This window comes from Citricoccus sp. CH26A, from assembly GCF_000224415.1.
Lineage (GTDB): Bacteria > Actinomycetota > Actinomycetes > Actinomycetales > Micrococcaceae > Citricoccus.
Window position 1 is genome coordinate 107,775 of record NZ_AFXQ01000003.1, and the last position, 21,584, is coordinate 129,358.

General features: G+C 73.6%; 20 protein-coding genes and 1 pseudogene. 17 read left to right on the forward strand and 4 right to left on the reverse strand.

The genetic code is table 11. The features are described from left to right. Positions 1–24: 24 nt before the first annotated feature. The 10 genes and pseudogenes from CITRI_RS19285 to CITRI_RS20075 form a co-directional block, all read left to right on the forward strand. Complete coding sequence (locus tag CITRI_RS19285) at positions 25–1,071, forward strand: hypothetical protein (RefSeq protein WP_010143100.1); 1,047 nt, start codon at positions 25–27, stop codon at positions 1,069–1,071. After that, complete coding sequence (nth, locus tag CITRI_RS0102940) at positions 1,068–1,847, forward strand: endonuclease III (RefSeq protein WP_010143101.1); 780 nt, start codon at positions 1,068–1,070, stop codon at positions 1,845–1,847. Before CITRI_RS19285 ends, nth begins: the two co-directional genes overlap by 4 nt. Beyond that, a complete protein-coding gene (locus tag CITRI_RS16070; RefSeq protein ID WP_010143102.1) occupies positions 1,844–2,626 on the forward strand; it encodes a CoA pyrophosphatase in 783 nt (260 codons plus the stop codon). Before nth ends, CITRI_RS16070 begins: the two co-directional genes overlap by 4 nt. Positions 2,627–2,728: 102 nt before the next feature. Further along, positions 2,729–3,706: a hypothetical protein gene (locus CITRI_RS18295; protein WP_141565920.1), complete on the forward strand. Its 978-nt coding sequence runs from the start codon at positions 2,729–2,731 to the stop codon at positions 3,704–3,706. Then, positions 3,703–4,944, forward strand: a complete 1,242-nt coding sequence (locus CITRI_RS16085; RefSeq protein WP_141565921.1) for a TadA family conjugal transfer-associated ATPase — start codon at positions 3,703–3,705, stop codon at positions 4,942–4,944. Before CITRI_RS18295 ends, CITRI_RS16085 begins: the two co-directional genes overlap by 4 nt. After that, a complete protein-coding gene (locus CITRI_RS19570; RefSeq protein ID WP_010143105.1) occupies positions 4,928–5,539 on the forward strand; it encodes a type II secretion system F family protein in 612 nt (203 codons plus the stop codon). Before CITRI_RS16085 ends, CITRI_RS19570 begins: the two co-directional genes overlap by 17 nt. 1 nt (position 5,540) lies before the next feature. After that, positions 5,541–5,945 (forward strand): type II secretion system F family protein, encoded by a 405-nt coding sequence (locus CITRI_RS19575; protein WP_010143106.1) that lies wholly within the window; start codon positions 5,541–5,543, stop codon positions 5,943–5,945. A gap of 194 nt (positions 5,946–6,139) precedes the next feature. After that, positions 6,140–6,409 carry a DUF4244 domain-containing protein gene (locus tag CITRI_RS0102970; RefSeq protein ID WP_010143107.1) on the forward strand — a complete coding sequence of 90 codons (270 nt, stop codon included), beginning with the start codon at positions 6,140–6,142 and terminating at the stop codon, positions 6,407–6,409. A gap of 75 nt (positions 6,410–6,484) precedes the next feature. Beyond that, positions 6,485–6,856, forward strand: coding sequence for a TadE family type IV pilus minor pilin (locus CITRI_RS0102975; protein WP_050813570.1), 372 nt, complete (start codon positions 6,485–6,487; stop codon positions 6,854–6,856). Positions 6,857–6,900: 44 nt separating this feature from the next. Then, positions 6,901–7,125 (forward strand): annotated as a pseudogene (locus tag CITRI_RS20075) (Rv3654c family TadE-like protein); the annotation flags it as partial. Positions 7,126–7,133: 8 nt separating this feature from the next. Here CITRI_RS20075 and CITRI_RS0102985 read toward each other — a convergent pair. Next, on the reverse strand, positions 7,134–9,497 hold the full coding sequence (locus CITRI_RS0102985) for a Zn-binding domain-containing protein (RefSeq protein ID WP_010143109.1): 2,364 nt from the start codon (positions 9,495–9,497) through the stop codon (positions 7,134–7,136). Positions 9,498–9,580: 83 nt separating this feature from the next. Then, positions 9,581–10,294 (reverse strand): GNAT family N-acetyltransferase, encoded by a 714-nt coding sequence (locus CITRI_RS16095; RefSeq protein WP_010143111.1) that lies wholly within the window; start codon positions 10,292–10,294, stop codon positions 9,581–9,583. 136 nt (positions 10,295–10,430) lie between these two features. On the opposite strand from CITRI_RS16095, the gene CITRI_RS0102995 reads away from it, so the two are divergent. The 7 genes from CITRI_RS0102995 to proC all read left to right on the forward strand — a co-directional run bounded on the left by CITRI_RS0102995 (position 10,431) and on the right by proC (position 19,347). Beyond that, the gene (locus CITRI_RS0102995) at positions 10,431–11,327 is read left to right on the forward strand and encodes a rhodanese-related sulfurtransferase (RefSeq protein WP_010143112.1); all 897 of its coding nucleotides are present in this window, start codon (positions 10,431–10,433) and stop codon (positions 11,325–11,327) included. 5 nt (positions 11,328–11,332) lie between these two features. After that, positions 11,333–12,910 carry a methyltransferase gene (locus CITRI_RS0103000; protein WP_010143113.1) on the forward strand — a complete coding sequence of 526 codons (1,578 nt, stop codon included), beginning with the start codon at positions 11,333–11,335 and terminating at the stop codon, positions 12,908–12,910. Positions 12,911–12,955: 45 nt separating this feature from the next. Continuing rightward, on the forward strand, positions 12,956–13,603 hold the full coding sequence (locus CITRI_RS0103005) for a MarR family transcriptional regulator (RefSeq protein WP_010143114.1): 648 nt from the start codon (positions 12,956–12,958) through the stop codon (positions 13,601–13,603). A gap of 75 nt (positions 13,604–13,678) precedes the next feature. After that, complete coding sequence (gene topA, locus CITRI_RS0103010; protein ID WP_010143115.1) at positions 13,679–16,426, forward strand: type I DNA topoisomerase; 2,748 nt, start codon at positions 13,679–13,681, stop codon at positions 16,424–16,426. Between the two features lie 2 nt (positions 16,427–16,428). Further along, positions 16,429–17,457 carry an exopolyphosphatase gene (locus CITRI_RS0103015; protein ID WP_010143116.1) on the forward strand — a complete coding sequence of 343 codons (1,029 nt, stop codon included), beginning with the start codon at positions 16,429–16,431 and terminating at the stop codon, positions 17,455–17,457. Between the two features lie 208 nt (positions 17,458–17,665). After that, positions 17,666–18,529: a sugar phosphate isomerase/epimerase gene (locus CITRI_RS0103020; protein WP_040385520.1), complete on the forward strand. Its 864-nt coding sequence runs from the start codon at positions 17,666–17,668 to the stop codon at positions 18,527–18,529. An 8-nt stretch (positions 18,530–18,537) separates the two neighbouring features. Next, on the forward strand, positions 18,538–19,347 hold the full coding sequence (gene proC / locus CITRI_RS0103025) for a pyrroline-5-carboxylate reductase (protein WP_040385522.1): 810 nt from the start codon (positions 18,538–18,540) through the stop codon (positions 19,345–19,347). Here the strand turns inward: proC and CITRI_RS0103030 are convergent. Both CITRI_RS0103030 and CITRI_RS0103035 read right to left on the reverse strand, forming a co-directional pair. Then, the gene (locus CITRI_RS0103030) at positions 19,344–20,015 is read right to left on the reverse strand and encodes a TrkA family potassium uptake protein (RefSeq protein WP_010143119.1); all 672 of its coding nucleotides are present in this window, start codon (positions 20,013–20,015) and stop codon (positions 19,344–19,346) included. The two genes, proC and CITRI_RS0103030, sit on opposite strands and share 4 nt — an antisense overlap. After that, a complete protein-coding gene (locus CITRI_RS0103035; protein ID WP_192807886.1) occupies positions 20,008–21,432 on the reverse strand; it encodes a TrkH family potassium uptake protein in 1,425 nt (474 codons plus the stop codon). The genes CITRI_RS0103030 and CITRI_RS0103035 overlap by 8 nt, the downstream gene beginning before the upstream one ends. Between the last annotated feature and the right edge of the window lie 152 nt (positions 21,433–21,584).

Here is a 21,584-nt window from a genome sequence, read left to right on the forward strand (position 1 = left end):
GAAGGGGACACCAGGAGGACGCACATGAGCATCGCATCGCACCGTGGCCGGAAGGCGCCTGCGCGCACCGGCGGAGGATTGCGGCTGGACCGCTGGGACCTGGGCTTCTTCCTCGCCGTCCTGGTGATCCTCGTGGGGTCCGTCGTGCCGCTGGGCACCCTGCGGCAGAACCTGTGGAACACCCCCGGCGTGTTCTTCCTGGGCGTCGGCGTCGTGGTGCCCCTCGTGGCCGCCGGACTGGTGCTGTCCCGGGGCGTCAGCGGCCTGGACGGGCCCCGCGTGGGATCCCTGTCCACCGAGCAGTTCTGCCACGTGGCCTCCTGGCTCGCACTGGCCTTCTTCTTCAGCAGCGTCGTCACCACGCTGCACCCGGTCTTCCTGATCGGGCTGCTCGGCGCGCTCGGCATGGTGCTCACCTCGCCGCTCCGCGGCCTGATGACCCGCGTGCTCGCCTCGTCCGCGGCGCGCCGTCCCCGGCCGGCCGCCGTCGCGGCCCCCGAGACCCCGCAGAGCCGTGAGACCCCGGAGGGCGGTGAGACCCGGGAGCGCCGTGAGGCCCCCGAGGCGCCTGAGGCCGCCGAGGGCACGACGCCGGCCCCGCAGCCGGGTGCGACGGCCGCCGGGCCGTGGCCCACCCCCGCCGCGGTCGCCCACGCGCAGGAGACCCCCCAGCCCGGGGCGGGGCCGGAACAGCCCTCCGGGGCCGAGATCGACGAGGACCTGGGCGCGACCCGACTGCGCCCGCGGACCACGGAGGAGGCCGAGGCCTCCGCGACCGCCGCCTTCGGTGCTCCCGGCACCGAGGTGCCGGCGCCCGTCGAGGAGACGGAGGAAGCCCTCGGGGAGCCGGCCGCGCCCCGCGGGACCGAGCCGGCGGGCTACGAGGCGTTCTGGTTCGCCGTCGGGACCCCGCGGTGGACCGTGAACCCCGAGGACGGCAGCCCCGCGTTCGGCCTGGAGCCCGGCGGCTGGATCCTCGCGCTCGAGGACCGCGGCCACGAGTTCCTGGTGCAGAACACCGACGGGCGGACCGGGGTGCTGAGGGACCTGTCCGACATCGAGCGGGCGTGAGCGAGACCCGGCTCGGCCTCACCCGCCGGGCCCGCAGGATCAACCGGGTCCTGGCGGAGGCCTACCCCTACGCGGTCGCCGAACTGGACTTCACCACGCCCTTCGAACTGCTCGTGGCCACGGTGCTGTCCGCCCAGACCACGGACGTGCGCGTCAACGCGACCACCCCGGCGCTGTTCGCCCGGTTCCCCGACGCCGAGGTGATGGCCCACGCGGACGAGCGCGAGCTCCAGGAGCTCGTCCGGCCACTCGGGTTCTACCGGAACAAGGCGGCCGCCATCCAGGGGTTGTCCCGGGCCCTCGTCGAACGCCACGGCGGAGAGGTCCCCGGCCGGCTGGACGACCTCGTGGCGCTGCCCGGGGTGGGCCGCAAGACCGCCTTCGTGGTGCTCGGCAACGCCTTCGGTGTCCCCGGGCTCACCGTGGACACCCACTTCGGCCGGCTGGCCCGGCGCCTGGGGTTCACCGCGCAGCAGGACCCGGTGAAGGTGGAGCAGGAGGTCGCCGCCCTGTTCGAGCGGCGGGACTGGACCATGCTCTCCCACCGGCTCATCTTCCACGGCCGCCGGGTCTGCCACGCCAAGCGTCCGGCGTGCGGCGCCTGCCCCGTGGCGCGGTGGTGTCCCTCCTACGGGATCGGGGAGACGGATCCGGAGACGGCCGCGGGACTGCTGAAGTACGAACTGGCCCCGGGACGCGAGGAACTGCACGAGCGGATGCTGGCGGGGGCCACGCGAGCACAGCTGCGGGCCGAGGGATACAGTCTGGGAGCATGATGGAGATCGACGGCGCGCTGGCGGACCTGCGAGCGCTGGTGGCCCGGTACGGGGCCCTGGGGCCCGGCATGACCCGCGGTGACCGGCCGCACCGGCTTCCCGACGACGGTCGCGGCTGGGACTTCGGCGTGGACCTGGAGCCGGGGGCGGGGGTGCCGGCCGAATCGGCGGTCCTGGTGCTCTTCGGGGCCCTGGACCGGCGGCCCTCGCACTTCCACACCGACGCCGTGCCCGAGGACCTGGACCTGCTGCTCACCCAGCGGGCCCTGCACCTGCGAAAGCACCCGGGGCAGGTCGCCTTCCCCGGCGGCCGGAAGGACCCCGAGGACGCCGACCACGTGGCCACCGCCCTGCGGGAGGCCCAGGAGGAGACGGGACTGGACCCGGACGGGGTCCGGGTGCTGGGCAGTCTGCCGCCGGCACCGTTGACGGTGACGAACTTCCGGGTCACCCCCGTGGTCGGTTGGTGGGACCGGCCCTCCGACGTGTTCGTGGTCGATGAGGGGGAGGCCACCCGGGTGTTCCGGGTGCCCGTGGCCGACCTGGTGGACCCGGCCAACCGGATCACCACCAGTCGCAGCGCCGAGCCCTCCGTGGGCGCCCGCCGCTTCCGCAGCCCCGGGTTCCTCGTCTCGGACACCCTCGTCTGGGGCTTCACCGCCATCGTCATCGACAGGATCCTCGAGCTGCTCGGCTGGGCGCAGGACTGGGATCGGGAACGGGTGATCGACATCAGCGGCTGGGACGCCTCCCAGCCGGTGCCCGTGCACCGGCACTGAGCAGCCCGCCCGCTCCTGCACAGGGGCCCGCCCCCGGGGCGCCGTCCCCGAAGCGAGCGGCCCGGCCTGCGCCGTACCGTCCCGGACGGGCACGCTCGGACCATGACCAGTACCGCTGCGGTCCCGCTCCCCGTGCTGTATCTGCCGCCTCCCGAACCCGGGACGCTCGCGACCCGGCTGCTCCACGAGGTCGCGGCCTGCGTGGCGGCCGTCGGGCACCGGTTGCACGTGCACCCCCGGCCGCCGGGGACCGTCCCCGAGGCCCTCACCCATTTCTCGGCCGCCCACGGACGGGAACCCATCATGGTCCTCAGCGGCCGCCTGGCGGGCGGGCCCGCGGCTGGACCGCGCACTGACACCGTCGGCGTGGCCGGCGTGACGCTGGACGGCACGGCATCGACGGACCCGGATCCGTCCACCCTGACACTGCCCACCCGGTCACGGTCGCTGTGCCGCCTGCTGGCCCGTAGCGCCGACCCCCACCTCCCGGGCCGGGCGGTCGTCCTGGTCCACCAGGGCGACGGCTCCGGTGGTGACGACGGCTGGCCCGGCCTGCCGTGGGGACTCGCCCTGCTGCTGGGCGGGCCCGGCCGCGGGGTGCTCGTGGACCTGCGGGGCACCGGGAGCGGGCTGGACGCCCGCCTCCGGGCGAACTCCGAGGCCTCCGCCCGGCCGGAGGTCCTGGGCCCGACGCCCGGCCCTGCCCTGGCCCGTCGGCTCCCGGTGGCCGGCGGGGTGCGTTGGGGGAGCATGACGGGGCCTCCCGCGCAACTGCTGCCCGTGATCGGTGCCACCGTCGACACCTTCCGCTGGACCGTGCTCGACGTGGGCCGCGACGCGCACCTGGCGTCGACGCTGGTCGCCGAGGGGCTTCCCCTGCTGTCCGTGACCGGCCAGGGAGGGACCTGCCGTCTCGAGGTCCCGGGCCGGCCCCCGGAGCGGCTGGTCCTGGACCGCTCCCGGTGGGGCGGACCCACCCCCGCGTCCTGGGCCCGGTCCGCCCGTCGCCGGGTCTCCCTCGACGTGGCCGCGCGGCTGACCTCCGTGCTGTCCCGTGATCCCGCCGAGGTCCGGCGGTGACCCGCGGCTGGGCGCCGTCGCGGCCGCCGTCGCCGTCCCGGCAGGAGAGGGCACGACGCTGGCTGGCCGCGCGCGTGGCCGCGTCCGGGACCCGCCAGTCCGGCTCCGGGGGCGTGGACCTGCCCCCGGAACTGCTCGGCGAGGCCGTCCGGCGTCACCTGCCCGTCCACTCGCCCGAGGAGGCTGCCCGGCAGATGACGGCCCTGGCCGACGGGCTCACCGGCCTCGGCCCGTTGGCGGAACCGGCACGCGGTCCCGGAGTCACGGACGTCCTGGTCGACGCGGACGGGGCCGTGTGGACGGACGGGGTCGAGGGTCTGCGGCGCACCGGGCAGAGGCTTGCCCCCTCCGAGGCCCGGCAGTTGGCGGTGCGACTGCTGGCCCAGGACGGGCGCCGCCTGGACGAGGGACAGCCCTACGGGGACGCCCAGGTCGCCGGCGCCCGGGTGCATGCGGTCCTGCCCCCGATCGCTACCGGCGGGCCCCAGATCAGCGTGCGACTCGCCGCGGCCGAGCCGCCGGCGCTGGACCGGCTGGCCGGGCGGTGGCCCCACGGGGAGCGGTGGCTGTCCGTGCTGCGCCACGTGCTGGCGGTCCGGGCCAACCTGCTCATCAGCGGGGCCACGGGGTCGGGCAAGACCACCCTGCTCGGCGCCCTGCTCGCCGAGGTCCCCGCGGACGAGCGGATCATCACCGTGGAGGACACCCGGGAGCTGCGGCCGGTCCACGGCCACGTGGTCTCCCTGCAGGCCCGTCCCGGCAACGCCGAGGGGGCCGGTGCCGTCAGCCTGGCCGACCTCGTCCGCCAGGCGCTGCGGATGCGGCCGGACCGGCTCGTGGTGGGGGAGTGCCGCGGTGGCGAGGTGGCCGACTTCCTGGCGGCCATGAACACCGGACACCGCGGTGCGGCCGGCACCGTGCACGCCAACTCCGCCCGGGACGTCCCGGCCCGGCTCCAGGCCATGGGCGCCCTGGCCGGGCTCGGGCCCGAGGCGACGGCCCTGCAGGCCGCCAGCGCGGTCGACGCCGTCCTGCACGTGGAGCGCACCGCCGCCGGCCGCCGGCCCGTGGAACTGGCCGTCCTGGACCGCCCGGAGGGCGCGGAGACCCGCACCCTGCGCGTCGTGCCGGCGATCACCGCCACCGCGGAGGGACTGTGCCTCGGTCCGGGACTGGATGCGCTGGAGGCCCTGACCGGGTCCACCCGGAGCGGAGGACGCCATGCGCTGGACCGGTGAGCCGCTGCGTCGCCTGCTCCCCGGCGCGGCCCGACGGCGGCGCGAGCACCAGGCCGAGGAGTTCATCACCCTGCTGCGCCAGGCCGCGGCCCTGTTGCAGGCGGGCCGGAGGACCGAGGGCGTCTGGGCCGAATTGGCCGGACTCCACGATCCCTGCCGGCCGGGGACCCGGCGCCCCGGGTGCTGCCTGCACCATGCCCTGGTGGACGCGGACACCGCTGTCCTGCTCGGCCGGCCGCCCGGGCACGAGGAGACCGGACGGCACTGGGAACAGCTCACCGGGTGCCTGGCGGTCTCCCGGGAGGCAGGAGTCCCCCTGGCCGGGCTGCTGGAGCGGCTCGCCGACGCCCTGGAGGACGGTCAGGACGCCCATCAGGCCCGTGAGGCGGCCTCGGCCGGTCCGAGGTCCACGGCCCGGTTGCTCGGGCTGCTGCCCGTGGCGGGCCTGGGGCTGTCCGCGCTCGTCGGGGCCCCGCCCACGGAGCTGTTGGCCGGCCCGCTGGGCTGGCTCGTGGTGGGCACCGGGGTGGCGCTCGCGGTCATCGGGCACCTCTGGACCCGTGCCCTGGCCCGCCGGGCCGAGGACGGGGCCTGACGTGGACGCCGCGTTGGCCCTGGACCTGCTGGCCGGGCTCCTGGAGAGCGGGCAGGGGCTCGTTCCCGCCCTGGACCTGCTGGGGGCGCACCTGCCCGGGGCGGCACCGCTGTGCCGCGTCGCCGCCCTGCTGCGCGTCGGCGTGGACTGGGACGAGGCCTGGCAGACGCAGGATGCGGACCTGCGGGAACTCGCCCGGGAACTGCGCTTCGCCCACCAGAGCGGGGCCCCGACCGCGGCCCTGCTGCGGTCCACGGCCACCTCCCTCCGGCGCGACCGGCGGCGCAGGGCCGAGCAGCGCGCCGCCGAACTGGCCACGCGCCTGGTGCTGCCCCTCGGGCTCTGCCAGTTGCCCTCGTTCCTGTGCCTGGGGATCGTCCCCCTGGTGCTGGCGCTGCTGCCCTAGGGGCGGTCTGGCGACTGTCTGGGGACTGCCCGCTCCTCCACACCGCACCGGTGCCCGCCACCCGTCCAGAACCGGCGCCCCTGAGGACCCCACGCCGGAGCACCCGCCAGCAGGCTGGAGGCGGGTGGTCGAATCCACCCGTCCCACCCACCGCGATACACCGAAGAAGAACCCGAAGAACCCAAGGAGACATCATGAACCCCTCACCCGCCACCTCGGACACGGCTCCGGGCACGGCCCCGGGCGCCGCCCACATCACCGCCGACATCGCCACCCAGACCCGCGCGCAGGCCACCGTCCCGGCGCTCGACTGGTCCGGCGAGACCGGGGCCCAGACCGCCGAGTACGGCATCGTCACGCTGGCCGCCGTGGGCTTCGCCGGGGTCCTCGCCGTCGTCCTGGCCGGCACCGACGTCCAGGGCCTGCTGCTGGACATCGTCAAGAACGCCCTCAGCTTCGGCTGACGGACTACTGCCACAGCTGCCGTGGCCCTCCGGTCCGCGCCGGAGGGCCGCGGGAGCCCAGCCCAGGAGGCCATCGTGCACCCATCACCGTCCGAGCGAGGATCGGTCACCGCCGAGTACGCCGTGCTGCTGCCGGGTGCCGCCGTGGTCCTGGCCGGGGCCCTGCTCGCCGGGGCCGCCACGCTGCAGCAGATCCGCCTGGAGGAGGCCGCCGCGGCCACCGTGCGCGAACTGGCCCGCGGGGAGACGGACGCCCAGGTCCTCGGCACCGCCCGGCGCATGGCCGGCGACGACGCCCGGCTGAGCAGTTCCCGCACCCCCGGCTGGGTCACCGTGACACTCGCCCACACCCCACCCGGCCCGCTGGGCTGGTGGGACGGCTGGCAGCTCGAGGCGACCGCCCACGCTCCGGACCAGTGGGTCGTGCCTCCCGCTGGAGCGCCGTGATCACCGGCGACCGGGGCTCCGGCGCGGTGACGGTGCTGCTCACCGTGTTCACCACCCTGGTCCTGCTGGCCGCGGCGACCGCGCTGGGCACGGCCGGCGTGGCCGCGGCTCGGGCCTCGGCCGCCGCGGACCTCGCCGCACTCGCCGCCGCAGACGCTGCGCGAGGGCTGGTCGCGGCGGACCCCTGCGCGCTCGCGGGGGAGGTCACCGGGCGTCACGGCGGCCGGCTCAGCGAGTGCTCGACGGCCGACGGCGGCACCGTCCTGGTGCGGGTCCGCTACGCCTCGCCGCTGCCCTGGCCCGCCGAGGGCGTCTCCCGGGCCGGTCCGCCACCGGCCGCGTGGGGGTCCTCGGTCTCCTCGACGCCTCCTGCCGCGTCGACGTCCTCGACCGGATGACCGCGCAACCGGTCCAGGACGAAGGCCAGGAGCGTGCCCGCCCCGTCCTTGTCCAGGGGATTGTTGCGGTTGCCGCACTTGGGGGACTGCACGCAGGACGGGCAGCCGTCGGCACAGGCGCAGGAGCGGACCGTGTCCAGGGTCGCCCGGAGCCAGACCTCCGCCTGGTCGAACCCCCGCTCCGCGAAGCCGGCACCCCCGGGGTGGCCGTCGTAGACGAACACCGAGGGCTCGCCGGTGTCCGGGTGCAGTGCCATGGAGACCCCGCCGATGTCCCAGCGGTCGTTGGAGGCCACCAACGGCAACAGGCCGATCATCGCGTGCTCGGCGGCGTGCAGGGCGCCGGGCAGCCGGTCCATCGTCAACCCGGCGGCCACCAGGTGCTCCGACGGGCAGTGGAACCAGACCGCGGTGGTGAACAGCTCCCGGGCCGACAGCTCCAGCGGCTCCTCGCCCAGCACCTCGCCCGAGACCAGCGCCTTGCGCTGGAAGGAGACCACCTGCGTGGTGACCTTCACGGGCCCCGTGCACCACTGCAGGTCACCGCCGTCGCGACGGCGGACCGTGTCCAGGACCTCGATCTCGGTGATGTCCCGGGCCTGCGTGTAGTACTCCGGCCAGGCCCGCGTCACCAGGACCGCGTGCGCGTCCTCGTCGAGGTCCTCCACCAGGTAGGTCCGGTCCTGGTGCACGTACACCGCCCCGGGGTGCGCCTGGTAGTGGGTCTGCGGAGACCCCATGGTGCCCAGCACCGCCCCGGTGTCCGCGTCGATGATGTCCACCGGGCCCCCACCGTCGTCCCGCAGGGAGACCAGGGCGGCCGCGTGTTCGGGATGGGTCCAGAACCAGCCGGCCGGCCGGCGTCGCAGGTAACCCTCCGTCACGAGCCGGTCCACGAGGCCGCGCACGTGGCCGGGCTCCCCGAAGGCCGCCAGGCCGTCCGGGACCAGGGGCAGCTCGGCAGCCGCGGCGCACAGGTGGGGGGCAAGGATGTGCGGGTTGGACGGGTCCGTCACCGAGTCCTCCACGGCGAGCTCGAACACCGCCTCCGGATGGTGCACCACGAAGGTGTCCAGGGGGTCGTCGCCGGCCACGTACACGGCCAGGGACTCCTGGCCGGCCCGGCCCGCCCGCCCCACCTGCTGGAAGAACGAGGCCCGCGTCCCGGGCCAGCCGGCCACCAGCACCGCGTCGAGCCCGGCGATGTCGATCCCCAGCTCCAGGGCCGGGGTGGAGGCCACCCCCAGCAGCCGCCCCGTGCGCAGGGCGGTCTCCACCTCGCGACGCTCCTCCGGCAGGTAGCCGGCGCGGTAGGCCGCCACCCGCGGGGGCAGGGACGGGTCCACCTCCGCGAGCTCCCGCTTGGCGGCGGAGGCCATGGCTTCCGCACCGCGCCGGGAGCGGATGAAGGCGATGGTGCGGGTCCCGGCCGCGGCGAGGTCCGCCATCATCCCGGCCGATTCCGCGGTGGCCGAACGGCGCACCGGGGCACCGTTCTCCCCGCGCGCGTCCGTCAGCTCGGGTTCCCAGAAGCCGACCGTCACCGCACCGTGGGGCGAGGCGTCCTCGGTGACGGCCACGGCGTCCGCCCCGATCAGCCGGGTGAACGATCCGGCGGGGTCCGCGCTGGTGGCGGAGGCGCCGATGAACACCGGCCCCGCACCGTAGTGCGCGCAGACCCGCGACAGCCGGCGCAGCAGCACCGCCACGTGGGAACCGAACACCCCCCGGTACACGTGCGCCTCGTCCACGATGACGTACCGCAGCCGGCGGAAGAACCGGCCCCAGCGCTCGTGGTGGGGCAGGATCCCGATGTGCAGCATATCCGGATTAGTCAGCAGCACGTTCGCGTGGTCCCGGGCCCAGGTGCGGTCGGCCGGGGCGGTGTCCCCGTCATAGGGGGACGGACGCAGCCAGCCGGCTCCGTCCCGGGCCAGGGCGCGCCAGGCGACGAGCTGGTCCGCGCCGAGGGCCTTGGTGGGGGAGAGGTACAGCACGGTCCCGGCAGGGTCCTCGGCCAGGGCGGTGCCGGCCGCGAGCTGGTAGCCCAGGGACTTGCCGGAGGCGGTGCCGGTGGCCAGCACCACGTGCCGACCGGAGGCGGCGAGCCGGGCGGCCTCGACCTGGTGGTGCCACGGCTCGAGCACGCCCGAGCCCCCGAAGGCCTGCACCAGGCCCTCCGGGGTGCCCTCGGGCCATGGCTCGGTCCGCGCCGGACGCTCCGGAAGGTAGCGCACGTGCACCAGCTGGCCGGGGACGGACGGCCTCCCCAGGGCCCGGGCCAGGGCCTCGGCGTCCCGGGGATCGTCGGTCCGGACCGGAGGGTTCAGCTGAGGTCCGAGTGGGAGGGGTTCTCGGTGTGGTCCTCGAGGGCCCCGAAGACCGTGACGTCCGCCAGCTCGGTCCAGCCCAGGTGCCCGTACAGGGCCTGCCCCTCGGCGCCGGCCACCAGCAGGCCCTCCTGCACGTCGTGCTCGAGGGCGAGGGAGGCCAGGTAGCGCATGACGAGCGAGCCCAGGCCCTGACGGCGGAACTCGGGGGAGGTCCAGATCCGGTCGAACACCGCGTAGCCGTCCACGGCGGCCACCCGGCCCCGGGCGGCCACGGCGCCGGCCCCGGCGGCGTGCTGGTCCGTGGAGGTGATGGTCAGCAGGAACCAGTCCGGTTCGTTGCGCTCGATCGCGGCCTCGAACTCCTCCGGCACGATCGGTGCCTCGACGTCCTGGCCGGTCATGTCCACCACCATGAGCTTCTCGCCCGTGGAGACCCGCTTCAGCGGCACGCCCTCCGGGATGGCCGGGGCGGTGCCCACGACGGTGAGCAGCCGGCCCGGGTGCTGCTGGACCTCGACCGAGGCGGCCGTCAGGGCGTCCTCGTCGGGATTGGCGAGTACGTACTCCCAGTCCTGGCCGGCCGTGGACTGGTGCCCGGTGCGCAGCGAGGCGTGGACGGGGCCGTCGTGGCGTACCTCGTAGTCGCGGCACCGGGACCACCCGGTGACCCACGTGCTGACCAGAGCGTCGTTCAGGGCAGAAGTCATGGCAAGAGACTAGCCCGTGACGTCGGGGGACCGCACGGGCATACCAACTCCCTGTCCAAAACGTCACCTGGGGGTAGTCTGCAGTCCACCGTCGACCCTGGCAACCACCCGGCCGCGTCCCACTACCCTTGGAGCGGTGAGCCAGTCCAAGATCGCCCTCTACTACCGCTTCGCCCCCGTGGCCGACCCCGAGGCCGTGCGGCTCTGGCAACACGCCCTTGCCGAACGCTGGGGACTGACCGGCCGGATCATCGTGGCCCCCCACGGCATCAACGGCACGGTCGGCGGGCCGATCGACGCGGTCAAGCAGTACGTCAAGACCACCCGGACCTATCCGCCGTTCGCAGGCCTGGAGGTCAAGTGGTCGGACGGGTCCGCCGAGGACTTCCCCCGGCTCTCCGTGAAGGTCCGGCCCGAACTGGTCGCCTTCGACGTCCCCGGGGAGGTCACGGTCACCGCCGACGGGGTGCGGGACACGGGCACCCACCTGGACCCGGAGGCCCTGCACCGCCTCGTCGCCGAGAAGCGCGACGCCGGCACGCCCGTGGTGTTCTTCGACGGGCGCAACGCGGTGGAGGCCAAGATCGGCCGGTTCCGCGACGCCGTCGTGCCGGACACCACGACCACGCGCGACTTCGTGGCCGAACTGGACTCCGGCAAGTACGACCACCTCAAGGACCAGCCGGTGGTCACCTACTGCACCGGCGGCATCCGTTGCGAGGTGCTGACGGCCCTGATGCACCACCGCGGCTTCGGCGAGGTCTACCAACTGGACGGCGGGATCGTCCGCTACGGCGAGGCCTTCGGGGACGCCGGGCTGTGGGAGGGCTCGCTGGCCGTCTTCGACCGCCGGATGCGCGTGGAGTTCTCCGACCAGGCCGCCGTGGTCGGCCGCTGCAGCGTGTGCGGGACGCCGACCGCCGAACTGCGCAATTGCGCCGATGCCTCCTGCAAGACGCTGGACACCGTCTGCGACGGTTGTGCCGAGGCCACCCCGGACCGGGTCTGCGCGGTATGCACAATGGACGCATGAGCCAGATGCACGAACCCCCGCCGCCCGGCCGGGACCGGGACGCGATCACCCGCCTCGCGGCCGGCCTGCGCGCCCTGCCCTACACCACGGACGCGGTCGGGGACCTACTCGGGGAGACGGCCGGGGCCGCGCTGGACCGCGAGCAGGCCGAGCCGGCCCGACGGCGCGTGGCCCAGGTGCTGCACGACGACGGCGCCCCCGCCTCCCAGCGCGCGCTCGCCGCCGTCGTGTCCTGCTGGATGCTCGGCGACGCGGTGCCGGTCGGGGCGCTGGATGCCGCGCTGCCCTCGCTGGGGGCCGGCGGGGCGGCGGGACTGAACCTCGGCCGGATCGACGAGGAGCACTTCCACCCCGTCGTGGACCTGTCGCCCTACTCCGCGGATGACCTCGGCGAGGCGTGGATCGCCAGCGACCGGACCGCGCTGCAGAGCCGCGGCGTGCTGCCGCCCTGGCACGTCCTGGGCATCGGCCGGGCCTCGTTGACCCTGGCCGGGAACGTCATCCGCCGGCCGGTCGCCCGGGCCCTGGACCTCGGGGTCGGCTGCGGCATCCAGACCCTGCACCTGCTCGCGCACGCCGGGCACGTCACGGCCACGGACCTGTCCGGGCGCGCCCTGGACTTCACCGCCTTCAACCTGGTGCTCAACGCCGAGGCGCTGGGCCTGGACCCGGACGAGGACCCCTTCGCCCCGGGCGGGCGGGTCACCCTCCGGGCCGGGGACCTGCTCGACCCGGTGGCCGGGGAGCGGTTCGACCTGGTGGTCTCCAACCCGCCGTTCGTCATCACGCCGCGCACGGCGGGCGACGCGGACGGCATCAACACCTACCGCGACGGCGGCCGGGAGGGAGACCGGCTGCTCGCCGACCTCGTGCGCCGGCTGCCGGGGCACCTCGAACCGGGCGGGACGGCGCAATTGCTGGGCAACTGGGAACTCCACGCCGCGGACGGCGGCTGGGACGCCCGGCTGCGCGACTGGATCCCGGCCGGCACCGACGCCTGGCTCATCCAGCGCGACGTGGCCGATCCGGCCCGCTACGCCGAGACGTGGCTGCAGGACTCCTCCGAGCAGTACGACCCGGCCGGCTACGCGGCCGGCTACCGGCGTTACCTGGAGGACTTCGACGCCCGGGGCGTGGCCGCCGTCGGGTTCGGCTACCTGTGGCTGCGCCGCCCGGAGGCCCGGCGGGCCGGGCGGGTCCGGGTCGAGGACCTCCAGGGCGAGCTGCAGCAGCCCCTGGGTCCGGCCTGGGGCGCGGCGGTGGAGCGGTGGGACCTCGTGGAGGGACAGTCCCTGCCCGCCCTGCACGTGCGGGTCCCGGCGGACGTCACGGAGGAGAGGCACCAGCGGTTCGGCGCCGAGCACCCCGAGGTCATCCTGGCCCGTCAGGGCGGTGGGTTCCGTCGGGTGGCCCACCTGGACACCGCCACCGCCGGGTTCCTCTCGGCGGCGGACGGCGAGTTCACCGTCGGCCAGCTGACCGGGGCCGTCGCGGGGCTGCTGGAACTGGACGCGGAGGCCGAGGGAGCCCTGACGGAGGCCGTGCGGCACCTGCTCCTGGAGGGATTCCTCGAGGCAGTGTGAAGCACCTCACGCGAAATGTGAAACACCTGCCTAGAATGTCTGTCCATGACCGAACTTGAGACCGCTCCGGCCCCCGGGAGCGAGTCGGACCAGGGCGGGCGCCGGCCCGTCGTCATCTCCGACCCGCAGGCCATCCGGGCGCTGGCCCACGAGGCCCGGCTGGAGGCGCTCGAGGAGCTGTACGCGTCCCAGTCCACCCGCACGGCCACCGAGCTGGCCTCCCGCTGCGGTCTCTCGCCCTCGGCCATGAGCTACCACCTGCGTGCCCTGGAGAAATACGGCTTCGTCGAGCGCTCGCCCTCGGAGGGGGACGGCCGGGAGCGGCGGTGGAAGGCCGCCGGGTACTCCCTGCTGGTGGACTCGCTGAACCACACCCCGACCTCCAAGCTGGCGTTCATCGACGTCCAGCTCAACACCTTCCGCGACCGGATCATGAAGGAGGTCGCCCGCCGCGAGGCGGAGGACAAGGAGGCCGAACGGTCCGCCGAGGTCCGCCGTCCGCCGGTGCTGTCCACCGGGATGATCTTCGTCGACTCGCAGCAGCGGGCGGAGTTCCAGTCCCGCCTGGCGGCCCTGATCGACGAGTTCGAGGAGCTCAATCCCGCCTCGGAGCGCTCGGTGGACGCCGAGCGCGTCTACTACCTGGTCTCCGTCCTCGCCGACGCGGCGCCCGGCCCCGCCGACACGGCCTGATCCGGCACCGGTCGCCGGTGCCGTTACATTAGAGGGGCACCGGGCGGTCCGCCCGGCGACCGAGAAGGAGCCTGAGTGTCAGAGAAGGTCGACGGGACCAAACTCGTCATCGTGGAGTCCCCCGCCAAGAGCAAGTCCATCGCCAAGTACCTGGGCGAGGGATGGGTGGTGGATGCCTCGGCCGGTCACATCCGGGACCTCCCGCAGCCCTCGGACCTGCCGGCGGACATGAAGAAGGGTCCGTACGGCAAGTTCGCCGTGGACACCACCAACGGCTTCGAGCCCTACTACGTGGTGTACCCGGACAAGAAGAAGCGGGTCACCGAGCTCAAGCGCGAGCTCAAGGACGCCTCCGCCCTCTACCTCGCCACGGACGCCGACCGCGAGGGCGAGGCCATCGCGTGGCACCTGCTGCAGGAGCTCAAGCCCAAGGTCCCCGTCTACCGGATGACCTTCACGGAGATCACCAAGGAGGGCATCGCCCGCGGCCTGGAGAACATCCGCGAGATCGACGCCGATCTCGTGGACGCCCAGGAGACGCGCCGCATCCTGGACCGGCTCTTCGGCTACGAGATCTCCCCGGTGCTGTGGCGCAAGGTGGCCCGTGGCCTGTCGGCCGGTCGCGTGCAGTCCGTGGCCACCCGGCTCGTCGTCGAGCGCGAGCGCGAGCGCATGGCGTTCGTGCCGGCCTCGTACTGGGACCTGGACGGCACGTTCACCGCGCAGGAGGGTTCCGGCGCGGGGGAGTCCTTCACCGCCCGGCTGGCCACCGTGGACGGCCGGCGGATCGCCAGCGGCCGGGACTTCACGGACCGCGGGGTGCTCAAGGACTCCGCCGAGGGCAAGGTCGCCACGCTGACCGAGGCCACCGCGACCGCCCTGGCCGAGGGCCTGCAGGGCGCGGCGTTCACCGTGGACTCGGTGGAGGACAAGCCCTACACCCGCCGCCCGGCGGCCCCGTTCACCACCTCCACGTTGCAGCAGGAGGCCTCGCGCAAGCTGCGGTTCTCCTCGCGGGTCACCATGCAGGTGGCGCAGCGGCTGTACGAGAACGGTTACATCACCTACATGCGTACGGACTCGGTGATGCTCTCCGACGAGGCGATCACCGCCGCCCGCCGGCAGGCCACCGAGCTCTACGGCCCGGAGTCCATCCCGCAGGCCAAGCGCGTGTACAAGGCGAAGAACGACTCGGCGCAGGAGGCCCACGAGGCCATCCGCCCCGCCGGCGACTCCTTCCGCACCCCCGGGCAGGTCTCCGGCGCGCTGCGCGGGGACGAGTTCCGCCTCTACGAGCTGATCTGGAAGCGCACCATCGCCTCCCAGATGGCCGACGCCAAGGGCTACACGGCCACCGTGAAGCTCTCCGGGACCGCCACCGGTGGCGAGGTCGCCGGGTTCACGGCCTCGGGCACGGTCATCACCTTCCCCGGCTTCCTGGCCGCCTATGAGGAGGGCCGGGACACCGAGTCGGAGAAGCCGGAGGGCAAGGACAAGCGCCTGCCGGACCTGGCCGCCGGCCAGTCCCTCACGGGCCGGGACGTCATCGCCTCCGGCCACGAGACGAGCCCGCCGCCGCGGTACACCGAGGCGTCCATCGTCGCCGAGCTGGAGAAGCGCGAGATCGGCCGGCCGTCCACCTACGCGCCGACCATCTCGACGATCATGGACCGCGGTTACGTGACCAAGCGCGGCAACGCCCTGGTCCCGTCCTGGACGGCCTTCAGCGTCATCCGCCTGCTCGAGGAGCACTTCGGCCGGTACGTCGACTACGACTTCACCGCCCGGATGGAGGACGACCTGGACCGGATCGCCGCCGGCGAGCTCCAGCGGGAGGCCTGGCTGCAGGCCTTCTACTTCGGTGCCGAGTCCGGCACCGAGGGGCTCAAGGCCGTGGTGGACAACCTGGGCGACATCGACGCCCGGGCCGTGAACTCCATCCCCGTGGCCGAGGGCATCACCCTGCGGGTGGGCAAGTTCGGCCCCTACCTGGAGAAGGACCTGCCGGCGGACGCCCCCGAGGGCACCGACCCGGAGCGCGCCAACGTCCCCGAGGACCTGGCCCCGGACGAGCTGACCCCGGCCAAGGCCGAGGAGCTCTTCGCCACCGCGGGGCCCTCGGAGCGCGTGCTCGGGGTGGACCCGGAGAGCGGGCGGACGATCGTGGCCAAGGACGGCCGCTACGGCCCGTACGTCACCGAGGTCATCGAGGAGATGACCGAGGAGCAGCTAGCGGCCTGGATGGAGGCCCAGCCCACCGAGTACTACAAGAACGGCAAGCCGAAGCCGAAGAAGAAGCCGGCCAAGGTCAAGCCGCGCACCGGCTCGCTGTTCAAGTCCATGTCCCTGGAGACGATCACCCTCGAGGACGCCCTGAAGCTGATGAGCCTGCCGCGCGTGGTGGGCCAGGACGCCGAGGGCACCGAGATCACCGTGCAGAACGGGCGCTTCGGGCCCTACCTGAAGAAGGGCACGGACTCCCGCTCGCTGGAGTCCGAGGACCAGATCTTCACCATCACGCTCCAGCAGGCGCTGGACATCTACGCCCAGCCCAAGCAGCGCGGCCGCGGGGCGGCCAAGCCGCCGCTGGCGGAGTTCGGCGAGGACCCCGTCTCGGGGAAGAAGGTGGTCGTCAAGGAGGGCCGCTTCGGACCCTACGTGACGGACGGTGAGACCAACATCACCGTGCCGCGGTCAATGGACCCGGAGTCGCTGACCGCCCAGCAGGCCTACGAACTGCTGGCGGACAAGCGGGCCAAGGGCCCGGCGAAGAAGCCGGCGCGCAAGCCGGCGGCGCGGTCAAAGAGCGCGGCGAAGAAGTAGCCATGCGCCTGGGTGTGCTGGACATCGGCTCGAACACCGTCCACCTGCTGCTGGTGGACGCCCACCCGGGCGCGCGCCCGTCCGCCTACGCGGACCACAAGCGCTCACTGTCCCTGCTGCAGCACCAGGACGAGCAGGGGCGGATCGAGACCTCCGGCCAGGACGCCCTGGTCACCTTCATCCAGGAGGCGGTCAAGTTCGCGGTGGCCAACGGTGCCGAGGACATGATCGCCTTCTGCACCTCGGCCATCCGCGAGTCCGCCAACGGTGCCGAGGTCCTGGACCGGGTGACCCGGGAGACCTCCGTGCACCTGACCGAGCTCTCGGGGGACCAGGAGGCGGCCATGACCTACTTCGCGGTCCGCCGCTGGCAGGGCTGGGACGTGGGGTCCATCCTGAACTTCGACATCGGCGGCGGGTCGTTCGAGATCGCCTACGGCACGGACGAGCTGCCCAGCCACGCGGTGTCCATCCCGCTCGGCGCCGGCCGGCTGACCCGGGACTGGCTGCCCGCGGACCCGCCGACCCCGAAGTCCATCAAGAAGCTGCGCAAGCACATCCGCTCCACCATGGACGAGACCGCCGCCGGGTTCCCGCCCATGACGGCCCCGGTGCTGGTGACCGGTACGTCCAAGACCTTCCGCTCCCTGGCCCGGATCACCGGCGCGGCACCGCTCGCGGCCGGGGTCTTCGTCAAGCGGCACCTGCGGATCGAGGACCTCAAGCTGTGGGTGCACCGGATGGGGGCCATGAGCGCCAAGGAGCGTGCCGGGCTGCCCGGGGTCTCCGAGGTCCGGGCGGCCCAGATGCTCGCGGGCGGGCTGGCCGCGGAGGCGGCCATGGAGCGGTTCGGCGTCCCGATGCTGGAGATCTGCCCGTGGGCACTGCGCGAGGGACTGATCATGCGTAGGCTGGATGCCTTGGTCCAGGAGGGCATCCTGGGCCAGGAGGCGGTCCGGGGCGTCGGCAACGTCCGGCTCAACCCGGACCCGATGCTGCCGGGCTTCTCCGTGGGGGTGACCGTTGACTGAGAGCGCTGAAGAGATCGCCGCACGCGCGGAGCAGGCCGCCGAGGCCGCGGCCGCCGAGCGGGAGTCCGACGCCGAGCGGCACACCGGTCCCTGGGGCGGGGCCGTCGCCGAACGCGAATCCCGCCCGGCCCGGGTGCGTGAGGGCGCCACCGCCACGCTGGGCGGAGCCGCCCGGCCCGCCCTCGGTCCCGGCCGGCTGGCCGCCGCCCTGGAGTCCACGCGCCAGCCGCCCGGCCCGCCCGACGTCGGGCCCCAGGTGCCGCGGGACATCCCCGTCACACTGTCCTCGTCCTCCGTGTTCCCGCTGGGCACCCAGGACGTCTTCGCCACGGCCGAGGACCTCGGCTACGACGGCGTGGAGGTCATGGTCACCCACAACTCGTGGTCCCAGGACGGGCTGCTGCTGAACCGGCTGGCCCAGAAGCACCGGATGCCGATCCACTCGATCCACGCCCCCACGCTGCTGTTCACCCAGCAGGTGTGGGGCTCGGCGTGGAACAAGCTGGCCAAGAGCGCGGACCTGGCCCGGGAGGTCGGGGCCGAGATCGTGGTGGCGCACCCGCCGTTCCGCTGGCAGGGCAACTACGCCTCCGGCTTCGCGGCCGGGATCGAGGAGATCATGGACGCCACCGGCGTGAAGATCTGCGTGGAGAACATGTACCCGTGGCGCGCCGGCGCCCGCGAGGCCAAGATGTACCTGCCGCACTGGGACCCCGTCTCGCAGGCCTACGAGCACGTCACGTGGGACTTCTCCCACGCGGCGATCGCCCAGGAGGACTCCCTCGAGGCCTTCCAGGTCCTGGGGGAGCGGCTGCGCCACGTCCACCTCACCGACGGCACCGCCAACGGCAAGGACGAGCACCTGCTGCCCGGTGACGGCGACCAGCCGGTGGCCGCCGCCCTCGAGTTCCTCGGCGAGACCGGCTGGGACGGCGCCATCTGCGTGGAGGTCGGCACCCGCAAGGCCAAGTACGCCGGCCAGCGCGAGGAGATGCTCGGCTACTGCCTCGAATACGCCCGCAACCACCTGGCCGTCGGCATCGAGCGCGCGGCCGCAAGGAGTGCCCAGTGAAGATCGCGATGCTCGGACTCGGCAACATGAACGGGGCCATCCTGGCCGGCATGCTGGCCGCCGGGACGGACCCGGCCGGCGTCTGCGCCACCGTCCACTCGGAGGACAGCGCGCGGGCCGCGGAGGAGCGCCACGGGATCGCCGTGAGCTGCACCGAACGGGACCCCGAGGCGAACCGCAACGCCGCCTCGGGGGCCGACGTCGTGGTGCTGGGCGTGAAGCCCAGGTACATCCGGGCCCTGTGCCGGGAGATCTCGACCGCGCTGGCACCGGAGACCGTGGTGGTCTCCGTGGCCGCGGGGATCACCACCGCGGCGATGGAGGAGAACCTGCCCGGGGGCCAGCCGGTGGTGCGCACGATGCCGAACACGCCGCTGACCGTGGGGATGGGGGCCGTCGGGCTGGCCGGCGGCCGGACCGCGACGGAGGAGCACCTGGAGATGGCCGAACGGCTGTTCGCCGGCTCCGGGTCCGTCCACCGGGTGGCCGAGGACCAGATCGACGCGGTGGCCGCCGTCTCCGGCTCCGGACCGGCCTACGCGTTCCTGCTCGCCGAGCTGATGGCAGCCGGGGGCGTGGAACTGGGCCTGGACGAGCCACTGGCGAAGGAGCTGGCCCGCTCCACCGTGGCCGGCGCCGGGCGGATGCTGGCCGATCCGGACGTGGACCCGGCCGCGCTGCGGCGGGCCGTGACCAGCCCGAACGGCACCACCGAGGCGGCCATCGAGTCGTTCCTGGACTCCGGACTGGCCCGGCTGATCGCGGACGGCATGCGCGCCTCCGCGGAGCGCGGACGGCAGATCAGCCAGGAGAACTAGGGCCGGGCCGCGAACCGCTCCAGCAGGTCGGTGTGGCCGGAGACGATCAGGGTGTCCCGGGGGCCGACTTTGGTGTCCGGCTGGGCATAGGTGAAGTCCTCGCCCGGGGTCTTCACGCCCACGATCGTCACCCCGTACTTGGCGCGGATGTTGGACTCGGCCAGGGTGAAGCCCACGGCCTCGGTGGGCGGGTACATCTTGACGATCGCGAAGTCGTCGTCGAACTCGATGAAGTCCAGCATCCGTCCCCCGACCAGGTGGGCGGCGCGCACGCCGGCGTCGTGCTCGGGGAAGATCACGTGGTGGGCGCCGATCCGGCGCAGGATCTTGCCGTGGGCCGGGGTGATGGCCTTGACCCAGATGTGGTCCACGCCCAGGTCCACGAGGTTGACGGTGATCAGCACGGAGGACTCGATCGAGGTGCCCACGCCCACCACGGCCGTGGCGAACTCCTGGGCGCCGAGCTGGCGCAGGGTCTCGATGTCCGTGGCGTCGGCCTCGACCACGTGGGTCAGGGACCCGGCCCACTTCTGCACGAGGGCGGGGTCGCGCTCGATCGCCATCACCTCGCGTCCCTGGGCCACGAGCTGCTCGCCCACGGCCGCGCCGAAGCGGCCCAGGCCGATCAGCAGCACCGGAGCATGGGGGTCCGGACGGTTCTCAGCCAATGATCGGCCTTTCCTCGGGATACCGGAACAGGTTGCGCCGCTGGCGCAGGGCCAGCGCGGACGCGAAGGTGATCGTACCAACGCGGCCGGAGAACATCAGCGCCGTCAGCACGTACTTGCCCGAGGGCGGCAGCTCCTCGCTGAGGCCGGTGGTCAGGCCGCACGTGCCGAACGCGGACAGCGCCTCGAACAGGGGCCGCTGCAGCGACTCGTTGCTGATCGCCACGAGGGCCATGGTGCTGGCGAGCACGAGGGTGGCGCCCAGGGCCAGCACGGCGATGGCCACGCGCAGGGACTCGGGGGCGATGGTCCGGCCGTGGGCCGTCACCTCCCGGTCGCCACGGGCCTCGGCCACGATCGCCAGGAACATGACCGCCAGGGTGGTGACCTTGATGCCGCCGGCGGTGGACGCCGAGCCGCCGCCGGCGAACATCAGCGCATCGGTCAGCAGCAGCGTCTCGGGGGACTGGGCGTTCATGTCGAACACCGAGAAGCCGCCGGACCGGGGCATGACGGAGGTGAACAGGGCGTACTGGACGCGGCCGGCCGGCCCGAACTGGCCCAGGGTCTGGGCGTTGTTCCACTCGAAGATCCCGATCAGCACGGCCCCGCCCACCAGCAGGGCCAGGGTGGTGTTGACGGTGAGCTTGGTGTGCAGGTTCCATCGGGAGTAGTGCCACCGCTGCTGCATCAGGACCATGACCACCGGGAAGCCCAGGGCCCCGGCGAAGACCCCGACCATGATGGTCCAGATGATCCACGGGTCGCCCACGAAGGACTCCAGGCCGTCCACGTGCAGCACGAAACCGGCGTTGTTGAACGAGGACACGGCGTAGAAGACGCCGTTCCACAGGCCTTCCCACAACGAGCCGGTGTGCATCATGAAGCGCGGGACCAGCACGAGGGCCAGGAGGCCCTCGAGCGTCAGGGAGGTCAGCACGACCACCCGCAGCAGCGAACCGACCTCGCCGATCCGGCCGGTGGTCATGCCCTCCTGGGTGATGAGCTTGGAGCGCACGCCCAGCCGCTTGGACACCGCCAGGGAGAGCAGTGCCGCCATGGACAGGATGCCCAGGCCGCCGACCTGGATGGCGATGAGGATGATGGCCTGGCCGAGCAGGCTCCAGTGCTCGGCGGTGTTGACGGTGGTCAGTCCCGTCACCGAGACCGCCGAGGTGGCCACGAACAGCGCGTCGTGGAACGGGGTGACCCGTCCGCTCTGGGTGGCGGCCGGCAGCGAGAGCAGCGCCGTGAACAGCACGGTGACGAGGGCGAACGCCGACAGCGCGGCGCGCGCGGGCGAGGCGCCGGCGACGGTGGAGACCAGCCTGCGCAACCGCGTCGCGGCACCGCGCAGCCCGGCGGGGACGTCCACGGGGGCCAGCGGGCCGCGGGGCACGGAGGCGGGACGGACCATGGGGCCGGACGACGGCGTCGGGATCCGTCCCGCGGCACGGCGCCGAGGCCTGGGAACGGGTATCTGCCGGGTCACGTCCACCATCATCCTCCATCGGTCGCGGATGTCACCGGAAGGCGGGGTGAACGTCATGACGAGCGTTTCCCGGGCCG

Excerpts from the sequence above, each read along its gene's own strand:
- CITRI_RS19285 (WP_010143100.1), top strand. The coding sequence starts at position 25 with ATGAGCATCGCATCGCACCGTGGCCGGAAGGCGCCTGCGCGCACCGGC.
- CITRI_RS16070 (WP_010143102.1), top strand. The coding sequence starts at position 1,844 with ATGATGGAGATCGACGGCGCGCTGGCGGACCTGCGAGCGCTGGTGGCC.
- CITRI_RS18295 (WP_141565920.1), top strand. The coding sequence starts at position 2,729 with ATGACCAGTACCGCTGCGGTCCCGCTCCCCGTGCTGTATCTGCCGCCT.
- CITRI_RS19570 (WP_010143105.1), top strand. The coding sequence starts at position 4,928 with ATGCGCTGGACCGGTGAGCCGCTGCGTCGCCTGCTCCCCGGCGCGGCC.
- CITRI_RS0102970 (WP_010143107.1), top strand. The coding sequence starts at position 6,140 with ATGAACCCCTCACCCGCCACCTCGGACACGGCTCCGGGCACGGCCCCG.
- CITRI_RS16095 (WP_010143111.1), bottom strand. The coding sequence starts at position 10,294 with ATGACTTCTGCCCTGAACGACGCTCTGGTCAGCACGTGGGTCACCGGG.
- CITRI_RS0103000 (WP_010143113.1), top strand. The coding sequence starts at position 11,333 with ATGCACGAACCCCCGCCGCCCGGCCGGGACCGGGACGCGATCACCCGC.
- CITRI_RS0103005 (WP_010143114.1), top strand. The coding sequence starts at position 12,956 with ATGACCGAACTTGAGACCGCTCCGGCCCCCGGGAGCGAGTCGGACCAG.
- CITRI_RS0103015 (WP_010143116.1), top strand. The coding sequence starts at position 16,429 with ATGCGCCTGGGTGTGCTGGACATCGGCTCGAACACCGTCCACCTGCTG.
- proC (WP_040385522.1), top strand. The coding sequence starts at position 18,538 with ATGCTCGGACTCGGCAACATGAACGGGGCCATCCTGGCCGGCATGCTG.
- CITRI_RS0103035 (WP_192807886.1), bottom strand. The coding sequence starts at position 21,432 with ATGGTCCGTCCCGCCTCCGTGCCCCGCGGCCCGCTGGCCCCCGTGGAC.